The organism is uncultured Marivita sp., assembly GCF_947488135.1.
Lineage (GTDB): Bacteria > Pseudomonadota > Alphaproteobacteria > Rhodobacterales > Rhodobacteraceae > Marivita.
Genome location: NZ_CANKYW010000001.1, coordinates 519,441 through 540,957 on the forward strand (window position 1 = coordinate 519,441; position 21,517 = coordinate 540,957).

The window sequence follows — 21,517 nt, forward strand, 5'->3', positions numbered from 1 at the left end:
TCCGAAAAGAGACCACGCAGGCACCCGCCGCGAAAGGGCCGACATGGGAACCAGATTGCTTCTTTGCGACTGCCTTGGCAGTCAAACCGTCGACGCCACAGCCATCGGCGCTGCGACATCGCTCGAACCGTCCAAAGTCTACACGAACCTCTGCGGCGCGCAGGCGGAAACCACCGCCAAGGCGATCGAGGCGGGCGATGTGATGATCGCCTGTGCGCAGGAAAGCGCGTTTTTCGAGATGCTGGCCGAAGAGCTGGGCGTCGATGCGCCCGCGCTGGTCGATATCCGCGACCGCGCCGGTTGGAGCGATCAGGCCGCCAAGGCAGGCCCGAAACAGGCCGCGCTTGCGGCTGAGGCGGTGCTGAACCTGCCGGTGCCCAAGGTTATCGACGTGGTCAGCGAAGGCACCTGCCTGATCGTGGGCGCGGGTGACGCGGTGTTCGCGGCGGCGGCGCAGCTGTGCGACACGCTGGCGGTGACGGTGTTACAGACTGATGGGTCGGACGTGCCGGTGGACCGCCGCTTTGACGTGGTGCGGGGGCGGGTGCGCAACCTGACCGGCGCCTTGGGCCAGTTCGAGGTGCGGATCGACGGGTTTTCGCAGCTTCTTCCCGGCGGGCGCGGCGCGTTTGCGTTCAGCGATCCCAAGGACGGGGCGGTGTCGGAATGCGATCTGGTGATCGACCTCACTGGCGATCCCGCGATGGTGCCCGCGCCGCACAAGCGCGAAGGCTACCTGCGCGCCGATCCGCGTCGGCCGGTCGCCGTGGCAGCAGCGCTGGCCGAGGCCGCGCAGATGGTCGGCACGTTCGAAAAGCCGCTCTATATCGCGCTGGAACCCGCACTCTGCGCCCACAGCCGCGCAGAACAGACCGGCTGTTCCAAATGCCTCAACATCTGTCCCACCGGCGCGATCACATCGGCGGGCGATCATGTTGCCATCGACCCGATGATCTGCGCGGGCTGTGGCGCGTGCGCGGCGCTTTGCCCGTCGGGGGCCATCGCCTATGACGCGCCGCCGGTGTCGGCGGTATTCCGGCGGCTGGACGCGCTGTCGTCGACCTACCGCAAGGCTGGTGGCACCGCGCCGCGCCTGCTGGTGCATGACGCCGACCACGGGGTCGAGATGATCGGCCTTGCCGCCCGCTTCGGTCGGGGCTTGCCCGCCGACGTGATCCCCTTCGCGACGGACAGCCTCGCCGCCTTCGGTCATGCCGAGATGATGGCTGCGCTGAGCTGCGGTTTCGCGTCGGTCGATGTCCTATTGGCCCCGCGCACCGAACGCGATACGCCCGAACATGAGGCCGCATTGGCCAACGCGCTGTCGGGTGGCGGCCGGGTGCAGGTGCTCGACATGGTCGATCCCGATGCGCTCAGTGATCATCTTTATGGCGGCGAGACACCGAAGCCCGTCGCCACCCCGAGCCTGCCCATCGGCACCCGCCGCCAGGTGGCCCGCGTCGCCGCCAAGGCGATGATGCCCGAGGCCGAATTGCTGCCGCTGCCGGAAAGTGCCCCCTACGGCGCGGTTCTGGTGGACAAAGAGGCTTGCACGCTGTGCCTGAGCTGCGTGTCGCTCTGCCCCTCCGGCGCGTTGGGCGACAACCCGGATCTGCCGCAGCTTCTGTTCCAGGAGGACGCCTGCCTGCAATGCGGGATCTGCGCCACCATCTGCCCGGAGACCGCGATCACGCTGGAGCCGCGCATGAACCTCACCGACGCGGCGTTCAATCAAGTGGTGCTGAACGAGGAAGAGCCGTTTGCCTGCATCGAATGCGGCGCGCTGTTCGGGGTGAAATCGACCATCGAGAAGATCACCGAAAAGCTTGCGGGCAAACATTCCATGTTCGCGACAAGCGATGCGGCGAAGATGATTCAGATGTGCGACAATTGCCGCATCCAGGCGCAGTACCATTCGCAGAACAACCCGTTTGCAATGGGCGCGCCACGCATCCCCCGCACGACGGATGATTACCTGAAAGAAACGCCCTACTCGAAACGCAAGGATCATTGAGCGGGCAAGCGCGTTCGAACGCGCTTGTTTCGCGATTTCGAAATCGCGGTGCAACGCCATCGGAGGGGCGTTCCCGCGTCAATCCTGCATCGACTGGATCGGACGCCCCAGATCAGCCGGGGCGATGCCCTGCACGAAGGCCATGATGTTCTCCAGATCGCCAAGTGTCATTTCCACGGCGTGGATCGGAGAGGGGCGGGTCGCATCAAAAGGCTCGGTCACATCCGCGATTTGCGTAAAGGCCGGATGCGGGTTCAGCACGTAGAACGCCTGGAACCGATCCTCCCAATCGCGCAGCGTGCGCAGAACGGCGAAGGAGGGCGTCGATCCGATGGAGTTCATGCGGTTCTTGTCGCTCACCACGTGGCAGCGGCCGCAATGGGACAGCGACACCTCTTCCCCCCGCAGGGCGTCGCCGTCATAGGACACCTCGACCACGACCTTTTGGACCTCCACTTCGGAGGTGAAGACCGTCGCGCCGTCGATCTCGTAGCTGTCCACGGTGTTGCGCCCCACGTCCGAGCGCAGCCAGTCGGCAAAGCGCTGCGCGTCGGGATCCTCTCCGGCATCGAAGCGCCAGACCCTGTCCAGCCCTTCGAAGGCGATGATCCCCGACTCCCCGAACCGGGCATCGGCAGGTGCATCCGGGCCGGTCAGCGTGATCCGTGTCTGGGTCTTGAGCGTGAAGCGCGGCAGGATGTAGCCCAGCAATCCGCTTTCGACGAGCGCTGCGGGCGCGTGCAGGGTGAACGCCTTGTCCTGCGCCTTTGCGGGCAGGGCAAGCGCAAGGCTCGCCATCGCGCCGAGGACAAAAGCCGGAATAGATCGGGTCGCGGTCATTCTGGTGCGCCTCCTCGCTTGAAAGCCTAAAGGCGGTGGCTTACACCCGTCAACGCTCTAGCTCGCCGATAAAGAGCGGATGCCCAAGGGAGAAAACCGATGAGCGACGATTTCAACATGTCCATGCGCAAGTTCCTCAAGCAGGTTGGGGTCACCTCCCAGCAGGCGATCGAAGAGGCGATGCGCAACGCCGAGACCAGCGGCAAGACCTTTGACGCCAAGGTGGTGCTGACCATCGACGGTCTGGACCTCGAGCATGTCGTGACCGGTACGATCAAGGGACAAGACTGACCGTGGCACTGACGCGTGATGCGGTTCTGGCCGCACTGAAAGCCGTGACCGATCCGGTCTCGGGACAGGATATCGTGGCCGCAGGTGTCGTGCGGGCGCTCAATGTAGATGGCGACGCGGTGCGTTTCGTGGTCGAAGTGGCCCCGGACAAGGCCGAAGCCTACGGCTGGGTGCGCCAAGCCGCCGAGGATGCGGTCAAGGCGCTGGGTGCGGCCAGCGTGTCGGCGGTGATGACCGCCCATTCCGCGCCGAAACCGCCGCCTGACCTCAAGGGCGGGGCCAAGCCGAAACCGGCGGGGCCAGAGAAAATCCCCGGTGTGGATCGCATCATCGCCATTGCCTCTGGCAAGGGCGGCGTGGGCAAATCCACCGTGTCGGCGAACCTTGCCTGCGCGCTCGCCGCCGAAGGGCGGCGCGTCGGGTTGCTGGATGCGGATGTCTACGGACCCAGCCAGCCACGGATGCTGGGCGTCTCGGGGCGCCCTGCCAGCCCGGATGGCAAGACCATCCTGCCGATGCGCAATTTCGGCGTGACGATGATGTCGATGGGTCTGATGGTGAACGAAGGTCAGGCCGTCGTCTGGCGCGGACCGATGCTCATGGGTGCGTTGCAGCAGATGTTGATGCAGGTGCAATGGGGCGCGCTGGATGTGCTTCTGGTGGACCTGCCGCCCGGCACCGGCGATGTGCAGATGACCCTGTCGCAGAAGGCGCATGTTGATGGGGCGGTTGTCGTTTCGACCCCGCAGGACGTGGCCTTGATGGATGCGCGCAAGGGGATCGACATGTTCAACCAGATGAACGTGCCGATTGTCGGACTTATCGAGAATATGTCCACACATATCTGCTCCAATTGCGGCCATGAGGAACACATCTTCGGCCACGGCGGCGTTGCGGCAGAGGCGGCGAAACTCGGCGTACCTTTGCTGGCCGAAATCCCGCTGCACCTCGACATCCGCAAGGCGGCTGATGGCGGCGCTCCCATCGTCGTGTCGAAACCCGACAGCGCACAGGCGCAGGCATTCCGCGATCTGGCGCGCAAACTGATCGACGCTGGCAAGGCATGACATCAGGCCCGTCGTTTCCGCCCCTGATGCAGGGCATCAACGCGGCGGGGGCGGACCCGTTCGAGGCGGCCTGCGCCGAGGCGGCGGCGGGCTGCGACGCGGGCACGATCCTGTATGACGCATCGCCGGATCGGGTGCGTGCCGCGATCGTTTTGGCGCCCGAAGTGCCGCTGGCGGATGCGGCGGCGATGCTGCCGCTGACCGGGGTGGCGGTGCAGAACGCGCTGGGCGCGCTTGGTCCGTCAGAGCTTGCCGTGCATCTGTGCTGGGACGGGCCGATCCGGGTGAACAGAGGTCTCTGTGGCACGGTGCGCGGGGCGACGGATACCTCGGATACAGGGACAGAGCCGGGATGGCTTGTCACCGGGTTCGAACTGATCTTCGCGCGCGAAAGCACTGCGGGTGGCGAAACGCCCGACGAGACCGACCTGATGAGCGAGGGCTGCGGCGACCTGACCCCAGTCGATCTGCTGGAAAGCTGGTCGCGGCATCTGCTCAACTGGATCAGCCGCTGGGAGAGCGAGGGCATGGGGCCGCTCCACGCCGAATGGTCCGGTCTGGCGCATGGGATAGGGCAGGACGGCACGTTTCTGGGCCGCTCGGGCCATTTCCTTGGCCTCGACGAAAAGCTTGGCCTCTTGCTTCGCACCGGCGGGCAGACCATGCTTCTGCCGGTGACCGACCTTCTGGAGATCCGTTCATGAACCTCGCCCGTGCCATCCATTTCGACGAAAGCGACCAGCGCGTGTTTCATTCCCCGGCGCGGACAGGGGAGTGGTGCATCTCGGGCGGGTTCGAGTTTTCCAACTGGTCGGAGGCCGATCTCGAGGGCCGCGCGAAGCAGGCGTTCACCAATGGCTGGCTGGGGGCCGAGACCTTTGGCCGGGTCAGCTTCGTTGCCGTGACGCAGATGGAACCGGCAGAGCATAAGGCTTTGGTGCAGGGCCTCGCGCAGCATTTCGTCGATATGTACGGCGCGCCGTCGGTCGACGCCGCGCGTCCGGTGGCCGAGGCGGAGATCGCCCATATGGCCGAGCTGTGCGACGAACACGCGCCGAACACGCTGCTGACCGTGAGCCGTGAATTGACCGAGGCGGGAGTGAAAGAGGCGTTCCGCGTGATCGAACCGCAAGAGGCGGACATGACGCTGCTCGCGGTGCACGGCTCTCTGGACGAGTAGAATAAGCGAGCGGTCATCCTCGGGCTTGACCCGAGGATCTCATGGGCCAGGGGTCCTCGGGTCAAGCCCGAGGATGACGTGCACTTAACGCATCCCCGCCACATCCCGCGTTGGCATCTGCCCCGAGATCTCGAGGATCAGCTTCCGCTTCACCGCTTCGGCAAAGGAATCGCGGTTTTCGGCCGTTACGACGAACGCCCCCAGCCCCCCGATGATCTGCGCCTCGTATTGCGCCTCGAGCCCGCCTTGCGCGCGGCCCGGATCGTCGGGGCGCAGGATCGGCAAAGCGTTGATCGTCACACCGGCTGCGACCACGGTCTCGCGCGCCTCGGCGATGGATGGCCCGGAGAAATTGCCTACCGAGTCGCCGGAAAAGTCGATCACCCGCCGCCATCCGTCGAAATCGTTGGTGTCCATGAGCCGCAACCCTTCCAAAAGGGCCGCCCCGATGGCGTTGCGGCCATAGGCCTGACGCGGCTTGTTGAGCAGTTCGGCAGCAAAAAGCGTCGCGCTGTCCGGCCCGTCGATGAGCGTCCAGTCGGCGACCACGGCCTGATTGGCGGCCCATTCCACGTAGGTGACGGCGATTGATCCATAGGCGGTGCTGGCGATCGCCGCCAGAACCTCGGGGTCGGTGATCGCCTGCGCATAGCCCTGACGCTGGAAATCGATCTCGCGCTGGTCGATGGAGCCGGAGGCATCGGCCAGCAGCACCAGTTCGAGATCGGTATCTTGCGCGAACGCGGGCGTGGACAGGCAGAACAACAGGGCAAAAAGGAAATAGCGCATTGACGGATCCTCATGACTGACTTGGCCAAAGCTAGCGCGTTCCAGCCGGACCGCAAAAGGCTTGATCCGGATCAACGCGGAATTGTGCGCGGTCTGTCAGGCTTTGCTTGAAACTGCGACATTTGGAGGACCTCCCATGCGACATGCCCTTGCTTGCCTTGCCCTTTTCGGACTGACCGCAACGCCGCTGGCGGCGCAGGATGTCGATCATGGCCGCAGCCTGTTCCAGACCCATTGTGCGAATTGCCATGGGGCGGATGCCAACGGGCAGGGGCCGCTTGCCCCGGCGCTGGTGCTGCAACCGGTGGACCTGACGAGGCTGGCATCGCGCCACGACGGTGAGTTCCCGTTGGAGCGCGTGCTCAACCGGATCGACGGCACCGATCCGCTGGTCAGCCACGGATCGCCGATGCCGGTCTACGGGCCCTATTTCGAGGGCGTGGCCAACACGCCGATGAAACTACCCAGCGGTCAGCCGATTCTGGTGTCAGAGCCGATTGCCGATCTGGTGGGATACCTGCAATCGGTGCAGGTCACCGAATAGATCACACAGGCGTTGCTGCGCGTTCGGCAATGCGCAGGCAGAGCGCCGTGGCCTGTGCCATGTCCTGCACCGATACCCATTCCAGTGGGCCGTGGATGTTCTGCATGCCCGTGAAGAGGTTGGGGCAGGGCACGCCCATCTCGGTCAGGCGCGATCCATCGGTGCCGCCCCGGATCGGGACGGATTTTTCGGGTATCTCGAGATCCGTCAGCGCCGCGCGGGCAAGCTCGACCGGGGTCATGTCCTTTTCCAGCCAGTAGCGCATGTTGCGATATTGCGGTGTGATGGTGCAGGTGATCCCGGCGCGGGGTTCGGTCGCCGCGATGGTGTCGCAGACCTGCCGCAAAAGCGCGCCCTTGTCCTCCAGCCCGTCCCGTTCGAAATCGCGCAGGATGAAGCGCAGCACCATCCTGTCGGCGTTGCCCTGCATGTCGACCGCGTGGATGAAGCCCTCGGTTCCGTCGGTGGTTTCGGGTGTCATGCTGACATGCGGCAGCGTGTCCACGATTTTCGACGCTAAGTGGATCGCGTTGACCAGCTTGCCCTTGGCGTTGCCGGGATGGATGGACACACCTTCCACCGTCACGACCGCGAAATCCGCCGAAAAGGTCTCGTATACGATTTCGCCAAGCTCTTGCCCGTCGAAGGTATAGGCGAAATCCACACCCAGATCGGCGGGCAGGTTCGCATCTACGCCGCGGCCGATTTCTTCGTCCGGGGTGAAGGCGATGCGGATCGTCGGGCGCTGGATTTCCGGCGTGTTCAGAAGATGCCGCGCTGCGGTCATGACGATCGCCATCCCCGCCTTGTCATCCGCGCCAAGCAGGGTCAGCCCCGAGGCCGTGACGATATCATCCCCGACCTTTTCCGCCAGATAGGGGGAGTCCTGAGGTGTGAGCACCAGTTCGGGGTCGTCGGGAAAGGTGATGTCACCGCCGTTATAGCCCTCGATCACGCGTGGCTTGACGCCGGTTGCGTTGAACTGCGGTGCCGTGTCGACATGGGCCAGGAACCCGATCGTCGGACCGGGCGCCGTGCCTGGAATCGTGGCAATGACGGTGCCATAGCTGGTCTTCGTCACGTCGGAGGCACCGATCTCGGTCAGTTCCTTGACCATCAGGTTCAGCAGCGCGTGCTGACACTCAGTCGAGGGCGTCGACGCGCTGTCCATGTTCGACTGGGTGTCGATGGCGCAATAGCGGATGAGACGGGATTTCAGCTCTTCGTGGAAGGTGTGCATGGGCGGCTCCTGTCGCTTCGGCAAATTAGGGGCCGGAGGGGCGGGGGAGAGTCAAGAGGTGTGCGCAGGAGAGCGGGACTTTGCTGCCGTCTAACCAGACCTGATTAATGGCTTCTTTCGATCCGAACTGCGTCTAAGCGCTTACCCAAAGTGCAGATACGAGTATCCCCTGGTTTCCGCGATGATCTCTTTCGCAATGGAACACGGTGTCGGCCAGCTAGGGTGTAAGACTGCTTCAACAGTCTCACAGTCAACCAGGAGCCGCGCATTATGCTTCGCTGCGAGATGGCGCATGTGGCTGTTATCCTTCAAACACATCATTTCAATTGTCATCACACCCCTATTCCGCGCCATTGCGAACATCTGTTCAAAGAGGGCATCGCCAATCCCGATGCTTTGCCACTCTGCCTCGACAGAGAAGGCGGCTTCGGTCCTTGATGGCCAGGCATGAAAGAGGCCGCGCAGCTCCACAATTCCCCTCAGATGCCCAGAGACAAATGCGCCACATGCGATGCTGTCGTACCGAAGAAGGTTTCGGGCGTATCTCAGGACCGACTCATCGCTCGCGCCGCCGCAAAACCTTGCCCGGCGCGTCTGAACATCCAGCCGAAGAAAATGCTCGCAAATATCTTCTTGGTCGGCGGAACGGAGTCGACGGACCACGAGGTCCTGTGGGGTTCTCTTATCGCGCATCCTTCGGGGCTCCTGCTTGGCAGGTTGGTTCGGGCCAGCACCCTCGGGAGGAGATGAAGACGCTGGCTCTCTTTGCGTTGGCGCTCCCTTTTGATGTGTTCGCCACCGCCTGTGCTGGCTTACTCTGGGAGGAGCGAGAACCAGCACGTTTCGTGTCTGCTTCTGACTTGAAGGCGTGCGCCTTTATTCGTCAGCCATCAGTTTCTCGGCATATGCCGGGATTTCGGATCGGGAGATACCGATCTGAGCGAGCTGGTAGTCGCTCATATGCGAAAGCGTGGAGAGCATTCGAGCCATTTGAAGCGCCTTCAAGGCCGCCTTCGCCTTGTTCCCAACCCACGCCAACAGCGCGATTGATGTAACGACGACGCGACCGCGTTCAGGTCCGGCTGTATGGGTGCTAAAGGCCATAGGCCGCCTCCATCGCCACTCTTTGGATATTGCCGCGCGGAATGCCCAGATCTCTCAGATCACGGTCGGACAGGACCGAGAGTTCGTGACAGGTTGCGCGATAGACCCGCCGCTTGGCCTGTGCCTTGCGAAAGTGATCCAGTTTTTGATGAAAGAACGTGCGGCCAGCATCGAAAACGACATCCAGCCCACTGTTTGATCGTGTGATTGCCATGATAGTGCCTCGTATATTGCCGCAGCGCAGTATTTATGCTGCACTGCAGAAGTACGCGCATTTGGTAGCGCTCACAATCTGGCGACTTGGCAATACCCCCATGCCGGATTGGAACAGCAAAGGGCATGACATGGACATTTCTGCACAAATGCTGATCTTTGCGACAGTCGTCGAGCACGGTAGTATTTCTGCTGCTGCGAGATCAATGGGGCAGACGCCTTCGGCCGTCAGCAAACAGATCGGACTCCTTGAGGATCAGGTTCATTACCGCCTGCTCAATCGGACAAGCATCGGTGTATCGCCGACGCAAGAGGGCCAAGAGTTCTACGAAAAATGCAAGGCCATGGCTGAAAAGTTCAGAGAGGCCGAAGCGATGATCCACAACCTGGATGGTGTACCGCGCGGAGAACTCAAAATCGCATCCACAGTTGCGTTCGGTAAGTCCCAACTGATCCCTGTGCTGCCTGAGTTCATGGAAGAGTACCCGGAGGTTCAGGTCTCGTTGGACCTGACGGATAGGGAAATCGATCTTCCTGCTGAAGGATTCGACGCGGCCATTTGCTTTGCTGAGCAACGCAAGCATCCCGATATGGTTGTAAGGCGCATCATGCAGAGTCGCAGGGTGCTTTGCGCCTCGCCAACGTACCTTGAGCGGTTTGGCGTACCAACAAATTTCGCCGAACTGTCCGGACACAATTGCCTTAGAGTTGCGGGTAAAAGCCAAAGGAACGCCTGGAACAGTGTTGAACCGATGACCGGAGACAGGTTTGAAGCAAATGGGAATTTTGAGGGCAACAGCACTGATGTTGTCTTTCGGGCCGCGCTTGCAGGGATCGGGATCGCGCGACTGCCCTGCTACATGGCAAATCGGAAGTTTGAGACCGGCGAACTCGTCCATGTCATGCCAGAATATGCGCCGCCCAGCACGGATATCGTTGTGATGTTTGCCGACAGGCGCAATCTCGCTCCGAAAACGCGGGCATTTGTTGATTATCTGGTGCGGCGATTTAACAACTTCGACGCCTACCGAATGACTGGGTAATATGCGATTGAAGCATTCGGTGGTCTTCGAACTAATCGGCCCCCAATTGCCGGGAATGGTCAAAAGAGCGTCGAAGTTGCAAGAGAACTGACCGAACACCGCAATCCAATAGCGTACATTGGTCGGTTGTGAAGCATCCGTTGTTCCGGGCTCATTTTGGACCTTCGCCGCCTTCTGAATGAATGTCATCGAACCGACGGCACCGAACGGTCATCTCGGCTCCCTGTCTCAACGCAAAAACGCCCGAGGTTTCCCCCGGGCGCTGTCGTCCTTCAATGACCTGTCGAAATCAGTTCGGAATATCGCCGGTGATGCCTTCGATGTAGAAGTTCATGCCCAAGAGCGTGCCGTCATCGGCGGTCTCACCCTCGGCGAGCCATGCGCTTCCGTCCTGCTTGTTGATCGGGCCGGTGAAGGGGTGGTACTCGCCTGCGGTGATGGCGTCGATCATCGCCTGTGCCTCGGCCTTCACGTCCTCGGGGATGGCGTCGTTCATCTCGCCGATCACGACTTCGCCCTCCGGCATCCCGGCCCAGCTGTCGACCTGCTCGTAGGTGCCGTCCATCAAAGCGCCGACGCGCTTGACGTAGTAGGGCGACCATTCGTCGATGATCGAGGCCACGCGCGGACCCGGTGTGCCGTCGTCGTTGGTGGTGAAGGCAGCCATGTCGGATGCCTGGCCAAAGCCCCAGGCGCTGCCGCCTTCCTTAGCGATCTCGGCCAGCGGCGCGGTGGAGTCGGTATGCGCGGTGATCACGTCAACGCCCTGATCGAGCATCGCGCGGGCGGCGTCGGCCTCTTTCGCGGGGTCGAACCATGTGTAGGCCCAGGTCACGACCAGTTCCACATCCGGGTTCGCCATCTTGGCGTGGTGATAATAGGAGTTGATGCCCATGATCACTTCGGGGATCGGGAAGGACGCGATATAGCCGATCTTGTTGGTCTCGGTCATCTTGCCCGCGATATGGCCCACCACGGCACGGCCTTCGTAGAAGCGTGCGTTATAGGTGGAGACGTTCGGATGCTCGCGCTTGTAGCCGGTGGCGTGTTCGAACTTCACGTCCGGGAACTTGGCGGCAACGGTATTGGTCGCGTCCATGTAGCCGAAGGAGGTGGTGAAGATGATGTCACAGCCGGAAATCGCCATCTGGGTGATCACACGCTCGGCGTCGGCGCCTTCGGGCACACTCTCTTGCCAGCGGATGTTGACGGCATCCCCGTATTCTTCTTTCACGGCCAGCGCGCCCTGGTGGTGCTGGTAGGTCCAGCCGCCATCGCCGATCGGGCCGACATAGACGAAACACGCCTCAAGCGGGTCCTGCGCAAAGGCGGGGGCAGCGGCCAGCGTGGCGGCCGCGGCTGCGGTGGCAAGCAGAGTTCTGCGGATCATAGATGGTCTCCCGGTTGGTGGGGGCGGCAGATGCCCCGTTGGTATGGCAGCGCCCGCTTTTCCTAGCGGGTCGCGTGAAAGGTTTGTCCAAGGTTCGCCGGCGCGTCATGGCTGCTGCGCTTGCGGTTGGACGAGATGAAAACAAGCACGAGGATCGTTATCAGATATGGCGACATCGACAAGTACTGCACGCCCCATGTCAATCCGGCGGCTTGCAGATTCAGCTGCAACACGGTGATGCCGCCGAAAAGATAGGCTCCGACCAGAACGCGCCCCGCGCGCCAGCTTGCGAAGACCACGATGGCAAGCGCGATCCAGCCTGCACCGGCGGTCATGCCTTCCGTCCATTGCGGCACGCGCACGAGGCTCAGATACGCGCCTCCCAGTCCGGCACAGGCCCCGCCGAACATGATCGCGGCAAGGCGTACGCGGATTACCTTGTAGCCAAGCGCATGGGCGCTTTCGTGGCTTTCGCCGACGGCCCGCAGGATCAGCCCGGCACGGGTGAACTTCAGAAACGCCCAGACCGCGATGACGATGCCGAGGCTGATATAGACCATGATGTCATGGCTGAAGAACATGCGCCCCACCACCGGCAGGTCACTCAGGATCGGGATATCGAGCTTAGGTAGCGTGACGGTCTTCATGCCCTCGTAGGGCTTGCCCAGCAGCGACGACAGGCCGAGCCCCACCAGCGTAAGGCCGAGCCCGGTGGCCACCTGGTTCGACAGGAACACCTGTGTGAGCACGCCAAAGGACAGCGACAGAACCGCGCCTGCCATTGCCGCCGTGACGAACCCAAGCAAAGGCGCGCCGGTGTTGATGGCGACGATGAAGCCGATCACCGCACCGGTGATCATCATGCCCTCGACGCCGAGGTTCAGGACACCGGATTTCTCGACCACCATTTCCCCGATGGCCGCCAACAGGATCGGCGTGGCCGAAATCATGATGGAGGCGACCAGAAGGATAGGGTTGATGTTGCTCAGGTCCATGGGTCAGCCCTCCAGAAATGTGGCAAGGTTGAAGCCTAGGACGGCCCAGATCATCGCCATCTGAACCCGCCAGAGACCCGGTGTGTAGCGGGCTCGTGAAAAACGGGTCTTGGCAAAGATCCAACCGAAGATCGACAAGGTGAGGACGAGCATCGCCAGGATGGGCAAGTTTCCGAGCCAGACGGCTGAAAGCCGCAGTGCGACTCCGGCCAGAAATGCGCTGACACCCTCTAGGATGTTGGTCCAAATCTGGGTCATGCCCGCACCTCGCCACTGCCGAACCGCACCCGGTAGTTGGTGAGCACATCGACCCCCAGCAGGAAGAAAAGCAGCATCCCCTGGAACAACTGGATCGACGCGCCCGGAACGCCGAGCATCAATTGCGCCAACTCGCCACCGATATAGGTGAGCGCCATCAACAAGCCCGCCAGCAGGATGCCCACCGGGTGCAAACGGCCCAGGAAGGCCACGATGATCGCGGTGAAGCCGTAGCCCGAGCCGAAGTCGATGGTGATCTGACCGGCCGGACCCGTCACTTCGAACAGCCCGGCCATCCCGGCCAACGCACCCGCCAGGCCAAGGCAGAACAGGACCGTGCGGGCTGGCGACACCCCCGCGAATTTCGCCGCGCGCGGGGCTTCGCCGGTCAGGCGGATGTTGAAGCCCTGGATGTGACGCGTCAGCAAGACGTAGGCCAAGATCACCGCGATGAAGGCGGTCAGGACCCCGAGATGCATCCCCGTATTCGGGATCAGTTCGAGGTTCTGCGACGACGACCATTGTGCGAGGTTGCGTGAACCGGGAAAGCCCATGCCTTCGGGGTTGCGCAGGATGCCGGATGATACCGAGGCTAGCAGGTTCTCGGCGACGTAGACCAGCATCAGCGACACGAGGATTTCATTGGTGCCGAACTTCACCTTGAGAAGCGCCGGGATCATCGCCCAGGCCCAGCCACCCAATGCCCCTGCGAGGATCATCAGCGGCAGGATCAGCACCGACTCCATCGGGTAGAGCGCGAGCCCCGCACCCGCCCCGAAGATCGCGCCCATGATGTACTGGCCCTCGGCCCCGATATTCCAGATGCCTGCACGAAAGCCGATGGATAGCCCGATGGCGATCAGGATCAGCGGCCCCGCTTTCACCAGAAGCTGCGGCCGCGAAAACGCGGCGAACGTCGGATCGAACAGCGGATCCCAAAAGATCGTGCGGATCGCCTCGAAAGGGGACGTGCCGATCAGGCCGAACATGATGCCGCCGAAGATCATAGTCAGAATCACGGCAAGAATCGGTGTCGCCACGGTCCACGCCTTCGATGGTTGTGGGCGCTTTTCCAGACGGATCATTGGATGCTCCCGCGATGCAGGACGTGGCAGGTGTTGGGCCGTGCATATTTGGAAAAAGAAGAAACCTGGGGGGCAGCGCGAGCATCACGCTTCTTCTTTTCAAAAATATGCAAATTCGACTTTGCAGATTTGCAAGGATACCGGCCTGTCGCGTCAACCGTCCACATGGGCCACCTCCATGTCATGCGCGCCGCCCATCATCAGACCGATTTCTTCGATGCTCAGATCCGCCACAGGCCTCAGGGCCGACAGCCGCCCTTCGTTGAGCGCGCCGAAACGGTCCGCGATTTCAAGCAGTTCGTCGAGATCCTGGCTCACCACGAGGATCGCGGCTCCTTTGGAGGCGAGATCAAGCAGCGCCTGCCGGATCGCCGCCGCGGCGGCCGCATCCACCCCCCAGGTCGGCTGGTTGACGACGAGGATATCCGGGTCCTGCGCCACCTCGCGTCCGATGACGAATTTCTGAAGGTTGCCACCGGAAAGCGCGCGCGCCGCGACATGGGTGCCGGGGGTGCGCACGTCGAAACGCTTGATCACGTCGGCGGCGAACCGGTCCGCGCGGGTCCAGTTGATGAAGCCGTTTTTCACCAACTTCTGCCGCCTCCCCGCCGTCAGCACCGCGTTTTCGGTCAGGCTCATGTTGGGCGCGGCGGCATGGCCCAAGCGTTCCTCCGGTGCCGTCAGGAACCCGGCCGCGCGCCTGTCCACCGGCCCGTCGCGGCTCACATCCGCGCCCTTGACCCAGATCGTGCCGCGCGGGCTGGTTCGTTCGCCCGACAGCGCCAGCAGCAATTCGTCCTGCCCGTTGCCGGCCACGCCGCCAAAGCCGAGCACTTCCCCCGCGCGCAGCTCAAAGCTGATGCCGCGCAGCGGTGTGCCGAAAGCGCCGGGCGCGGGCATGGTCAGGTTGTCCACCCGCAGGAGCACGTCTCCGGGCGTCAGGTGTTTTGACGCAGGCGACGCAAAGCTCGACCCGATCATCATTTCCGCCATTGCCCGCGCCGTGGTCTCGGACGGGGTGCAAGTGGCCACCTTCTTGCCCAGCCGCAGGATCGTCGCGTGATCGCACAGTGCGCGGATCTCTTCGAGCTTGTGGCTGATATAAAGGATCGCCGTGCCTTCGGATTTCAGCTTGCGCAGGGTCTCGAACAGGATCTCGACCTCTTGCGGCGTCAGCACCGAAGTCGGCTCATCCATGATAAGCAGCTGGGGGTTCTGCAACAGGCAGCGGATGATCTCGACACGCTGCCGTTCGCCCGCCGACAGCGTGCCCACGGTGCGCGACGGATCGAGCGGCAGGCCGTAGGTTTCCGATACCTCGCGGATTTGGCGGGCCAGATCGCGGCGGGGTGGAGGGGTTTCCATCCCCAGCGCGACATTCTCGGCCACGTCCAGCGCGTCGAAGAGCGAGAAATGCTGGAACACCATCGCCACGCCGGACTTTCGCGCGGCACTCGGCTCGGGCGGCGCATAGGGGGCGCCGCGCAGGGTCATCGTGCCGCTGTCGGGTTTCACCAACCCGTAGATCATCTTGACCAGCGTGGACTTGCCCGCGCCGTTCTCGCCCAGCAACGCGTGGATCTCGCCCTCGCGAATGTCGAAGGACACGTCGTCATTGGCGACGACACCGGGATAGGCTTTGGTCAGGCCCGAGAGGCTGAGAAGTGAGTTGGACAATCGGCACCTGCTTTGGTCGTTGATAAGCTCAATAGCTGCGCTGCGACCCCGACAGCAATCGCTTGCGGGTGTTTGCCAAGGGATTTTTGCCCAATCGGACAGCAAATGCGAGATATTTGAGCGTCGGAATGGCCCAGCTTGCGCAAACGCGAGTCAAACCGCGCCCATTTCGTGTCCGACCCGATCAGCCCGGCGAAGCCGAAGCCATGCCGCAGCAGGGCGTCGCACAGGCTCAGGTCGAGGGCGTGGGAATAGGTGACGATGATATGGGCGGCATCGCTCGGCGCGTGTTGCACGACGCGCAGCGGATCGCTGGCGGGCAGGGCGTTCACGCCGTCTGGGATCGTGTCGGGAAACCGGTTCGGCGCGGTATCGACCCAGGTGAGGCTGAATTCCGGGATTGGCTCCAGTACGTCGACCAAAGCTCGCCCCACATGCCCGGCACCCCAGATCCAAACGGGGCGCATGGGCCGCGCCAAGGGCTCGACGAACCAGCCCTGCACCATGCGCGGGCGCAGATCGACGCCCTGATTGCGGGCGCAGGTTGTCAGCCGCTTGACGGCCAATGGCATCTCGCCCGGACCGCGCGCGATGATGGTTTCCCCGTCAAGCGCGGCGAGGCGATCCGCGTCATAGATTTCGGTCAGAAGCGTCACCGCGCCGCCACAGCACTGGCCGAGTTCGGGACCAAGCGGATGACGGCTGAACCCTTCGCGGTGGAACGCCAGACCCGCCGCCTGATACTCCAAGGCACCGCCGCCGATGGTCCCCGACTGCCCGTCGTCCCAGACCAGCATCGCGGCACCCACCTCGCGGGGGGAGGACCCCTGAACCTCGGCAATCACCACCCGGGCAACGCGCCCATGTGCGTCGACGGCGGCGCGCAAGGCATTGAGATCAAAGGCCATCGCGCACCCGTGTGATGGCGGCCAGCACCCGTTCCGGCGTCGCCGGTGCGTCAAGCGCCGGGTATCCCTCACCACAGGACGCAATCGCATCCGACAGCGCCAGGAACACGGACATGCCCAGCATGAAGGGCGGCTCGCCCACCGCCTTCGAGCGATAGATCGTGTCCTCCCGATTGCGTCCGTCCCACAGCGCCACGTTGAACACGCGCGGCCGGTCCGAACAGGCGGGGATTTTGTAAGTCGACGGTGCATGCGTGCGCAGCCGGCCTGCCTCGTCCCAGACCAGTTCCTCGGTTGTCAGCCAACCCGCACCCTGCACGAAGCCGCCTTCGACCTGCCCGATATCGAGCGCCGGGTTCAGCGATGATCCCGCGTCATGCAGGATGTCGGTGCGCAGGATGCGGTACTCGCCGGTCAGCGTGTCCACCGCCACCTCGCTCACGGCGGCACCGTAGGCGAAATAGTAGAACGGCCTTCCCTGACCCTTGATCCGGTCCCAGCTCAGCTTCGGCGTGCGGTAGAACCCGGTCGCGGACAGGCTGACGCGCGCTTCGTATGTCAGTTGCGCGACCTGCGCGAAGCTGTAGCTTTCGCCCTGCACGGTCACATTGCCGTCAGCGAAGTCCACATCGCGCGCGTCGCATTGATGCAAACTGGCCAGATGATTGGCCATCCTGTCGCGGATCGTGTCGCAGGCGGCCCTGACCGCCATGCCGTTCAGGTCCGATCCGCTTGATGCCGCCGTGGCCGATGTATTCGGCACCTTGCCCGTATCCGTGGCCGTGATCTTCACCATCTCCAGCGGCACGCCAAAGCGATCGGCGGCCACCTGCGCCACCTTTTGGAACAGACCCTGTCCCATCTCGGTGCCGCCGTGGTTCATGTGGATCGAACCGTCCTGGTACACATGTACCAACGCACCGGCCTGGTTGAGATGCGTGAGCGTAAACGAAATCCCAAACTTCACCGGCGAAAAGGCGAGCCCTTTTCTGATCACCGCGTTTCCCGCGTTCCACTCCGCCACAGCCGCGCGCCGTGCGTCGTAGTCCGACGAGGCCAGCAACCGGTCCGTCAGGTCGCCGAGAATGAAATCCTCGACCACCTGGCCGTAAGGCGTGGTCTGCGGCGCGTCGGCGGCCTGGGCTCCGGTGTTCTCGACAAGCTCCTCCGATCCGCGGGAGGCGATGTCCTGCTCCTTCATCTTGCCCGGTAAACTCCCGGGGGGCGCCGCAGGCGCGGGGGGCTGGCCCCCCTCGACCTCAGCCGCATAGTAATTCGCCCGCCGTACCGCGACCGAATCCAGACCCAGCTCATGCGCGATGTGGTCCATCACCCGCTCGATCCCGAGCATCCCCTGCGGCCCTCCGAAACCGCGAAAGGCGGTTGCGCTCTGGGTGTTGGTCTTGAGCCGGTGGCTCTCGATCCGAACATGGGGCAGGTGATAGGCGTTGTCGGCGTGCAGCATCGCGCGGTCGGCCACCGGCAGGGACAGATCCTGCGCCCAGCCGCACCTTGTGTAGTGTTCGAACTCGATCCCGGAAATCACGCCCCGATCATCGAAACCGACGCGGTATTCGACGCGGAAATCGTGCCGTTTGCCCGTGATCATGAAATCATCGTCGCGGTCATAGCGCATCTTGGCGGGCTTGCCGGTTGCCGCCGCTACCACGGCGCAGGCGATGGCCAAGGCGTTGCCCTGGCTTTCCTTGCCACCGAAGCCGCCGCCCATGCGACGGGTCTCCACCCGAACCGCATGCATCGGAAGGTGCAGCGCGTGCGCCACCTTGTGCTGTATCTCGGTTGGGTGCTGGGTCGAGGCGTGCACCACCATGTCGCCGCCTTCCTGCGGCAGCGCCATGGCGGATTGGCCTTCGAGATAGAAATGCTCCTGTCCGCCCATCTCGATCACGCCGCTGATCTGGCGGGGGGCGGTGTCGATGGCCTCTCCCGGATCGCCCTTTTCCCAGATGCGCGGCCCGTCCTCGAACCGGCTATCGGCGGCCATCGCCTCTTCGATGGTGAGGATCGCGTCGCGTTCGGCATAGGTGATCTTGCCCAGACGCGCCGCCTTGCGCGCGGCGAGGTGACTGGTGGCGGCGACCAGGAACACGGGCTGGCCCAGGTACTGGATCGTATTGCCCGACAGCATCGGCTCGTCGTGGTTCGAGGGCGAACAATCGCAATCGCTTGGCAGGTCCTTCGCTTCCCAGACGCCCGCGACACCGGGTGCCGCGCGCACCGCGTCGAGGTCGATGGTGGTGATGCGCCCGGCGGCGATGGTGCTCAGCCCGAAGGCCAGGTGAAGCGTGGCCCTGGGCGTCGGGATGTCGTCGACATAGCGGGCTTGCCCGGTCACGTGCAGCCGCGCGGCGTCGTGGGGCAGGGGTTTCGAAATACTCATCTGCAAACCTCTGGTTTGACCGTCATGCCGAGACCTCCAGAACATTCGATCGGGTGCCCTGATCCTCGTGCCAGTAGCGCAGCAGCATGTTTTCGGCCGTGTGCAGACGATAGCCGGCAGAGGCGCGCATGTCCGACAGCGGGGTGAAATCCTCGGCCATTTTCGCCATCGCGGCGCGCACGGTTTTCTCGGACCAGGTGGCACCGGTCAGGGCGGCTTCGACGGCGCTGGCGCGCTTGGGGATGCCTGCCATGCCGCCGAAAGCGATGCGCGCCTGCGCAACCGAGCCATCCGTCACAGTGATATTGACCGCGCCGCAGACGGCGGAGATGTCCTGATCGAACCGTTTGGACAGCTTGTAGACCTTCAGCCTCGGTGCGTGACGCGGGATCGTGACCGCTTCCACGAATTCGCCCTTGGCGCGGTCCTGCTTGCCGTAGTCGAAAAAGAAATCCTCGAGCGGCATGTCGCGCGTGTGATCGCCCGCGCGAAGGTGCAGCGTGGCCCCCATCGCGATCAGCGCGGGCGGGTTGTCCCCGATGGGAGAGCCGTTGGCGATGTTGCCGCCGATCGTCGCCGCCGCGCGCACCTGGGCCGAGCCGTAGCGGCGGATCATTTCGGCGTAGGACGGGTTCAGATCGCGCACGGCGTCCAGCACCCGGTCCATCGTCACACCGGCACCGATGCGCAGGCTGTGGTCGCTTTCCGTGATCTGCTGCAAGTCGGCGCAGCGGTTGAGGAAGATCACGTCCTCCAGTTCGCGCAGCGATTTCGTCACCCAAAGCCCCAAATCCGTCGCCCCGGCGATCAGGGTCGCGTCGGGTCGCGCTGCGTAGAGCGTGGCCAGTTCGTCCAGCGTTTCCGGGGCGTCGAGGCCGGGGGGCTGTCTGCCCCCCGGACCCCCCGAAGGTATTTTTCGGCCCAAAGAAGCAGGGGGTGTGTCCGTCATCCAATCGGGGACGGGTGTGTCGGCAGCGGCCTCTGCCGCGCGGATGATCGGGGCGTAGCCGGTGCAGCGGCACAGGTTGCCCGCCAGCGCGTCGTCGTGGTTGCGGTCGCCGTTGAGATGCGCGACAGCCATCTGCACCACGAAGCCCGGCGTGCAAAAGCCGCATTGTGAGCCGTGATGCGCGATCATCGTCTCCTGCACCGGGTGCAGCGTGCCGTCCGCGCCGCCGATGCCTTCGACCGTGCGCACGGCGCAGCCGTCGATCTGCGGCAGGAACAGGATGCAGGCGTTGAGCCCGCGTGCGCCGCGCGCATCCGTGACCATCACCGTGCAGGCCCCGCAATCGCCTTCGTTGCAGCCTTCCTTGGTGCCGGTCAGGCCGCGCTCTTCGCGCAGCCAGTCAAGCAGCGTCGCCGTGGGGGACACGTTCCGCAGCTCCACGCTCTCTCCGTTCAGAAGAAAGGTGATATCCATGTGAAATAACCTGCCGCCTTACCATCATGCCCCGGTATCAGCGCGCCCTCGATGCGGCGTAGAAGGTGCGCGGGGTATCCCTGTTATGGTGGCAGGCTAGGCAAGGGGATGCCAGTTTGGCAAGTCGAATCTGCGGACAAGGGCGTCGGAGTGCCGGTCGCTGCCCGAATTCGCGGCGAAGAGAACCTGCGCTTTTGCCCGCTTATCCGAAAGCGCCGTCCGCGATGAGCCGCTCCAACCGGTCCAGCCCGCTGGTCCATCCCTGCTGGAAATCCGAGAGCATATCGCCGTCGGTCAGCGGTGCGAGGCCGACATCGACGGTGAGCGTCGTGCCGCCATTTGATGCGGACAAGGTGTACCTCACCAATGTCACCGCAAAGCGGATGCCGCCCGCGCTGATGGTTTCGGTAAAACAGGCGAGGTCTGGCGCGGCGAGGTGATACCAATGCGTGTGCACCACGAATTCGGGGTTATCTGCCGGTCCGCATCGGTGGCGTTCTTGTCCACCATCGCGCAAATCCGCCTTGTCCAGCACAAGAACGGCGTCGTCCGATGGCCCACCCCACACTTCGCGGGCTTTCGGGTCGGTCAGCAATGACCACAACCGATCCCGAGGGACGTTGATGCTGCGAGTCAATTGAAAATGGGCACCTGGCTGGGTCATTGTGGATTCCTCTCAAGGGTTTCTGCGAGCGCTTGCAGACGGTCCAGCCGGCCCTCCCAGAGTTTGCGTTGACGGCTCAACCAGTCTTCTGCCGCGCGCATCGGGGCGGCTTCGATGTGGATCATCCGGGTGCGTCCCGTCTTTTGCGACGTGACGAGCCCCGCGTCTTCCAGCTTGCGGATATGTTTCAGGAAGGACGGCAGCGCCATGTCATGCGTGGCGTGCAGGTCGGACACCGAGGCCGGGCCGTCGAGCAACCGTTCGATCACGGCCCGACGCGTCGGGTCGGCCATTGCGGAAAAAACGGAGTCAAGTTGGTTAGCCATGTGGCTAAGTAATCTATCCGGCGCTTCGCGTCAAGATTTACCTAGCCATATGGCTAACAATCGTG

23 protein-coding genes are annotated in these 21,517 nt (G+C 63.3%); 7 read left to right on the forward strand and 16 right to left on the reverse strand.

The window, feature by feature from the left end; translation table 11 throughout:
* The first annotated feature begins 43 nt into the window (after positions 1–43).
* Entirely contained in the window at positions 44–2,014 is a 1,971-nt protein-coding gene (locus Q1B16_RS02530; RefSeq protein ID WP_299784621.1) for a 4Fe-4S binding protein, read from the forward strand.
* 78 nt (positions 2,015–2,092) lie between these two features.
* On the opposite strand, the gene Q1B16_RS02535 is transcribed toward Q1B16_RS02530, so the two are convergent.
* On the reverse strand, positions 2,093–2,854 hold the full coding sequence (locus tag Q1B16_RS02535; RefSeq protein WP_299784623.1) for a hypothetical protein: 762 nt from the start codon (positions 2,852–2,854) through the stop codon (positions 2,093–2,095).
* Positions 2,855–2,953: 99 nt separating this feature from the next.
* Here Q1B16_RS02535 and Q1B16_RS02540 point away from each other — a divergent pair, with 99 nt between their 5' ends.
* From Q1B16_RS02540 to Q1B16_RS02555, 4 genes are read left to right on the forward strand one after another with little or no spacing between them, the layout of a single operon-like run.
* Positions 2,954–3,145: a DUF6494 family protein gene (locus Q1B16_RS02540; protein ID WP_299784625.1), complete on the forward strand. Its 192-nt coding sequence runs from the start codon at positions 2,954–2,956 to the stop codon at positions 3,143–3,145.
* 2 nt (positions 3,146–3,147) lie between these two features.
* Positions 3,148–4,212, forward strand: a complete 1,065-nt coding sequence (locus Q1B16_RS02545; RefSeq protein WP_299784627.1) for an Mrp/NBP35 family ATP-binding protein — start codon at positions 3,148–3,150, stop codon at positions 4,210–4,212.
* Positions 4,209–4,916, forward strand: coding sequence for a biotin/lipoate--protein ligase family protein (locus Q1B16_RS02550; RefSeq protein ID WP_299784629.1), 708 nt, complete (start codon positions 4,209–4,211; stop codon positions 4,914–4,916). Before Q1B16_RS02545 ends, Q1B16_RS02550 begins: the two co-directional genes overlap by 4 nt.
* Positions 4,913–5,392 carry a DUF6505 family protein gene (locus Q1B16_RS02555; RefSeq protein WP_299784631.1) on the forward strand — a complete coding sequence of 160 codons (480 nt, stop codon included), beginning with the start codon at positions 4,913–4,915 and terminating at the stop codon, positions 5,390–5,392. The genes Q1B16_RS02550 and Q1B16_RS02555 overlap by 4 nt, the downstream gene beginning before the upstream one ends.
* An 84-nt stretch (positions 5,393–5,476) precedes the next feature.
* Here Q1B16_RS02555 and Q1B16_RS02560 read toward each other — a convergent pair whose 3' ends face one another.
* On the reverse strand, positions 5,477–6,181 hold the full coding sequence (locus tag Q1B16_RS02560; RefSeq protein WP_299784633.1) for a DUF1194 domain-containing protein: 705 nt from the start codon (positions 6,179–6,181) through the stop codon (positions 5,477–5,479).
* Between the two features lie 136 nt (positions 6,182–6,317).
* Between Q1B16_RS02560 and Q1B16_RS02565 the strand changes: the two genes are divergently transcribed.
* Positions 6,318–6,725, forward strand: a complete 408-nt coding sequence (locus tag Q1B16_RS02565; RefSeq protein ID WP_299784635.1) for a cytochrome c — start codon at positions 6,318–6,320, stop codon at positions 6,723–6,725.
* A 1-nt stretch (position 6,726) separates the two neighbouring features.
* On the opposite strand, the gene pepT is transcribed toward Q1B16_RS02565, so the two are convergent.
* The 4 genes from pepT to Q1B16_RS02585 all read right to left on the reverse strand — a co-directional run bounded on the left by pepT (position 6,727) and on the right by Q1B16_RS02585 (position 9,283).
* Positions 6,727–7,965 carry a peptidase T gene (pepT, locus tag Q1B16_RS02570; protein ID WP_299784637.1) on the reverse strand — a complete coding sequence of 413 codons (1,239 nt, stop codon included), beginning with the start codon at positions 7,963–7,965 and terminating at the stop codon, positions 6,727–6,729.
* Between the two features lie 141 nt (positions 7,966–8,106).
* Complete coding sequence (locus Q1B16_RS02575; RefSeq protein WP_299784639.1) at positions 8,107–8,658, reverse strand: GNAT family N-acetyltransferase; 552 nt, start codon at positions 8,656–8,658, stop codon at positions 8,107–8,109.
* A 183-nt stretch (positions 8,659–8,841) separates the two neighbouring features.
* Entirely contained in the window at positions 8,842–9,069 is a 228-nt protein-coding gene (locus Q1B16_RS02580; protein WP_299784641.1) for a DUF1127 domain-containing protein, read from the reverse strand.
* Positions 9,059–9,283: a DUF1127 domain-containing protein gene (locus Q1B16_RS02585; protein ID WP_299784643.1), complete on the reverse strand. Its 225-nt coding sequence runs from the start codon at positions 9,281–9,283 to the stop codon at positions 9,059–9,061. The genes Q1B16_RS02580 and Q1B16_RS02585 overlap by 11 nt, the downstream gene beginning before the upstream one ends.
* Between Q1B16_RS02585 and Q1B16_RS02590 the strand changes: the two genes are divergently transcribed.
* Entirely contained in the window at positions 9,282–10,325 is a 1,044-nt protein-coding gene (locus Q1B16_RS02590; protein WP_299784645.1) for a LysR family transcriptional regulator, read from the forward strand. The genes Q1B16_RS02585 and Q1B16_RS02590 overlap by 2 nt on opposite strands.
* Before the next feature lie 289 nt (positions 10,326–10,614).
* Here the strand turns inward: Q1B16_RS02590 and Q1B16_RS02595 are convergent, their stop codons facing one another.
* The 10 genes from Q1B16_RS02595 to Q1B16_RS02640 all read right to left on the reverse strand — a co-directional run bounded on the left by Q1B16_RS02595 (position 10,615) and on the right by Q1B16_RS02640 (position 21,452).
* Positions 10,615–11,715, reverse strand: coding sequence for a BMP family ABC transporter substrate-binding protein (locus Q1B16_RS02595; protein ID WP_299784647.1), 1,101 nt, complete (start codon positions 11,713–11,715; stop codon positions 10,615–10,617).
* A gap of 62 nt (positions 11,716–11,777) precedes the next feature.
* A complete protein-coding gene (locus tag Q1B16_RS02600) occupies positions 11,778–12,710 on the reverse strand; it encodes an ABC transporter permease (RefSeq protein ID WP_299784649.1) in 933 nt (310 codons plus the stop codon).
* 3 nt (positions 12,711–12,713) lie between these two features.
* Positions 12,714–12,968, reverse strand: coding sequence for a hypothetical protein (locus Q1B16_RS02605; protein ID WP_299784651.1), 255 nt, complete (start codon positions 12,966–12,968; stop codon positions 12,714–12,716).
* Positions 12,965–14,053 carry an ABC transporter permease gene (locus tag Q1B16_RS02610; protein WP_299784653.1) on the reverse strand — a complete coding sequence of 363 codons (1,089 nt, stop codon included), beginning with the start codon at positions 14,051–14,053 and terminating at the stop codon, positions 12,965–12,967. Before Q1B16_RS02610 ends, Q1B16_RS02605 begins: the two co-directional genes overlap by 4 nt.
* Positions 14,054–14,206: 153 nt before the next feature.
* A complete protein-coding gene (locus Q1B16_RS02615) occupies positions 14,207–15,730 on the reverse strand; it encodes an ABC transporter ATP-binding protein (protein WP_299784655.1) in 1,524 nt (507 codons plus the stop codon).
* Positions 15,697–16,638 (reverse strand): xanthine dehydrogenase accessory protein XdhC, encoded by a 942-nt coding sequence (gene xdhC, locus Q1B16_RS02620; RefSeq protein WP_299784657.1) that lies wholly within the window; start codon positions 16,636–16,638, stop codon positions 15,697–15,699. Before xdhC ends, Q1B16_RS02615 begins: the two co-directional genes overlap by 34 nt.
* The gene (gene xdhB / locus Q1B16_RS02625) at positions 16,628–19,039 is read right to left on the reverse strand and encodes a xanthine dehydrogenase molybdopterin binding subunit (RefSeq protein WP_299784658.1); all 2,412 of its coding nucleotides are present in this window, start codon (positions 19,037–19,039) and stop codon (positions 16,628–16,630) included. The genes xdhC and xdhB overlap by 11 nt, the downstream gene beginning before the upstream one ends.
* Positions 19,040–19,061: 22 nt before the next feature.
* Positions 19,062–20,462 carry a xanthine dehydrogenase small subunit gene (gene xdhA, locus Q1B16_RS02630; protein ID WP_299784659.1) on the reverse strand — a complete coding sequence of 467 codons (1,401 nt, stop codon included), beginning with the start codon at positions 20,460–20,462 and terminating at the stop codon, positions 19,062–19,064.
* A gap of 202 nt (positions 20,463–20,664) precedes the next feature.
* Entirely contained in the window at positions 20,665–21,126 is a 462-nt protein-coding gene (locus Q1B16_RS02635; RefSeq protein ID WP_299784660.1) for an SRPBCC domain-containing protein, read from the reverse strand.
* Positions 21,123–21,452 (reverse strand): metalloregulator ArsR/SmtB family transcription factor, encoded by a 330-nt coding sequence (locus Q1B16_RS02640; protein ID WP_299784661.1) that lies wholly within the window; start codon positions 21,450–21,452, stop codon positions 21,123–21,125. The genes Q1B16_RS02635 and Q1B16_RS02640 overlap by 4 nt, the downstream gene beginning before the upstream one ends.
* Between the last annotated feature and the right edge of the window lie 65 nt (positions 21,453–21,517).

Coding starts and splice junctions, on each gene's coding strand:
- Q1B16_RS02530 (WP_299784621.1), top strand. CDS start 44: ATGGGAACCAGATTGCTTCTTTGCGACTGCCTTGGCAGTCAAACCGTC.
- Q1B16_RS02535 (WP_299784623.1), bottom strand. CDS start 2,854: ATGACCGCGACCCGATCTATTCCGGCTTTTGTCCTCGGCGCGATGGCG.
- Q1B16_RS02540 (WP_299784625.1), top strand. CDS start 2,954: ATGAGCGACGATTTCAACATGTCCATGCGCAAGTTCCTCAAGCAGGTT.
- Q1B16_RS02550 (WP_299784629.1), top strand. CDS start 4,209: ATGACATCAGGCCCGTCGTTTCCGCCCCTGATGCAGGGCATCAACGCG.
- Q1B16_RS02555 (WP_299784631.1), top strand. CDS start 4,913: ATGAACCTCGCCCGTGCCATCCATTTCGACGAAAGCGACCAGCGCGTG.
- Q1B16_RS02560 (WP_299784633.1), bottom strand. CDS start 6,181: ATGCGCTATTTCCTTTTTGCCCTGTTGTTCTGCCTGTCCACGCCCGCG.
- Q1B16_RS02565 (WP_299784635.1), top strand. CDS start 6,318: ATGCGACATGCCCTTGCTTGCCTTGCCCTTTTCGGACTGACCGCAACG.
- pepT (WP_299784637.1), bottom strand. CDS start 7,965: ATGCACACCTTCCACGAAGAGCTGAAATCCCGTCTCATCCGCTATTGC.
- Q1B16_RS02575 (WP_299784639.1), bottom strand. CDS start 8,658: ATGCGCGATAAGAGAACCCCACAGGACCTCGTGGTCCGTCGACTCCGT.
- Q1B16_RS02580 (WP_299784641.1), bottom strand. CDS start 9,069: ATGGCCTTTAGCACCCATACAGCCGGACCTGAACGCGGTCGCGTCGTC.
- Q1B16_RS02590 (WP_299784645.1), top strand. CDS start 9,282: ATGATAGTGCCTCGTATATTGCCGCAGCGCAGTATTTATGCTGCACTG.
- Q1B16_RS02585 (WP_299784643.1), bottom strand. CDS start 9,283: ATGGCAATCACACGATCAAACAGTGGGCTGGATGTCGTTTTCGATGCT.
- Q1B16_RS02595 (WP_299784647.1), bottom strand. CDS start 11,715: ATGATCCGCAGAACTCTGCTTGCCACCGCAGCCGCGGCCGCCACGCTG.
- Q1B16_RS02600 (WP_299784649.1), bottom strand. CDS start 12,710: ATGGACCTGAGCAACATCAACCCTATCCTTCTGGTCGCCTCCATCATG.
- Q1B16_RS02605 (WP_299784651.1), bottom strand. CDS start 12,968: ATGACCCAGATTTGGACCAACATCCTAGAGGGTGTCAGCGCATTTCTG.
- Q1B16_RS02610 (WP_299784653.1), bottom strand. CDS start 14,053: ATGATCCGTCTGGAAAAGCGCCCACAACCATCGAAGGCGTGGACCGTG.
- xdhC (WP_299784657.1), bottom strand. CDS start 16,638: ATGGCCTTTGATCTCAATGCCTTGCGCGCCGCCGTCGACGCACATGGG.
- xdhB (WP_299784658.1), bottom strand. CDS start 19,039: ATGAGTATTTCGAAACCCCTGCCCCACGACGCCGCGCGGCTGCACGTG.
- xdhA (WP_299784659.1), bottom strand. CDS start 20,462: ATGGATATCACCTTTCTTCTGAACGGAGAGAGCGTGGAGCTGCGGAAC.
- Q1B16_RS02635 (WP_299784660.1), bottom strand. CDS start 21,126: ATGACCCAGCCAGGTGCCCATTTTCAATTGACTCGCAGCATCAACGTC.
- Q1B16_RS02640 (WP_299784661.1), bottom strand. CDS start 21,452: ATGGCTAACCAACTTGACTCCGTTTTTTCCGCAATGGCCGACCCGACG.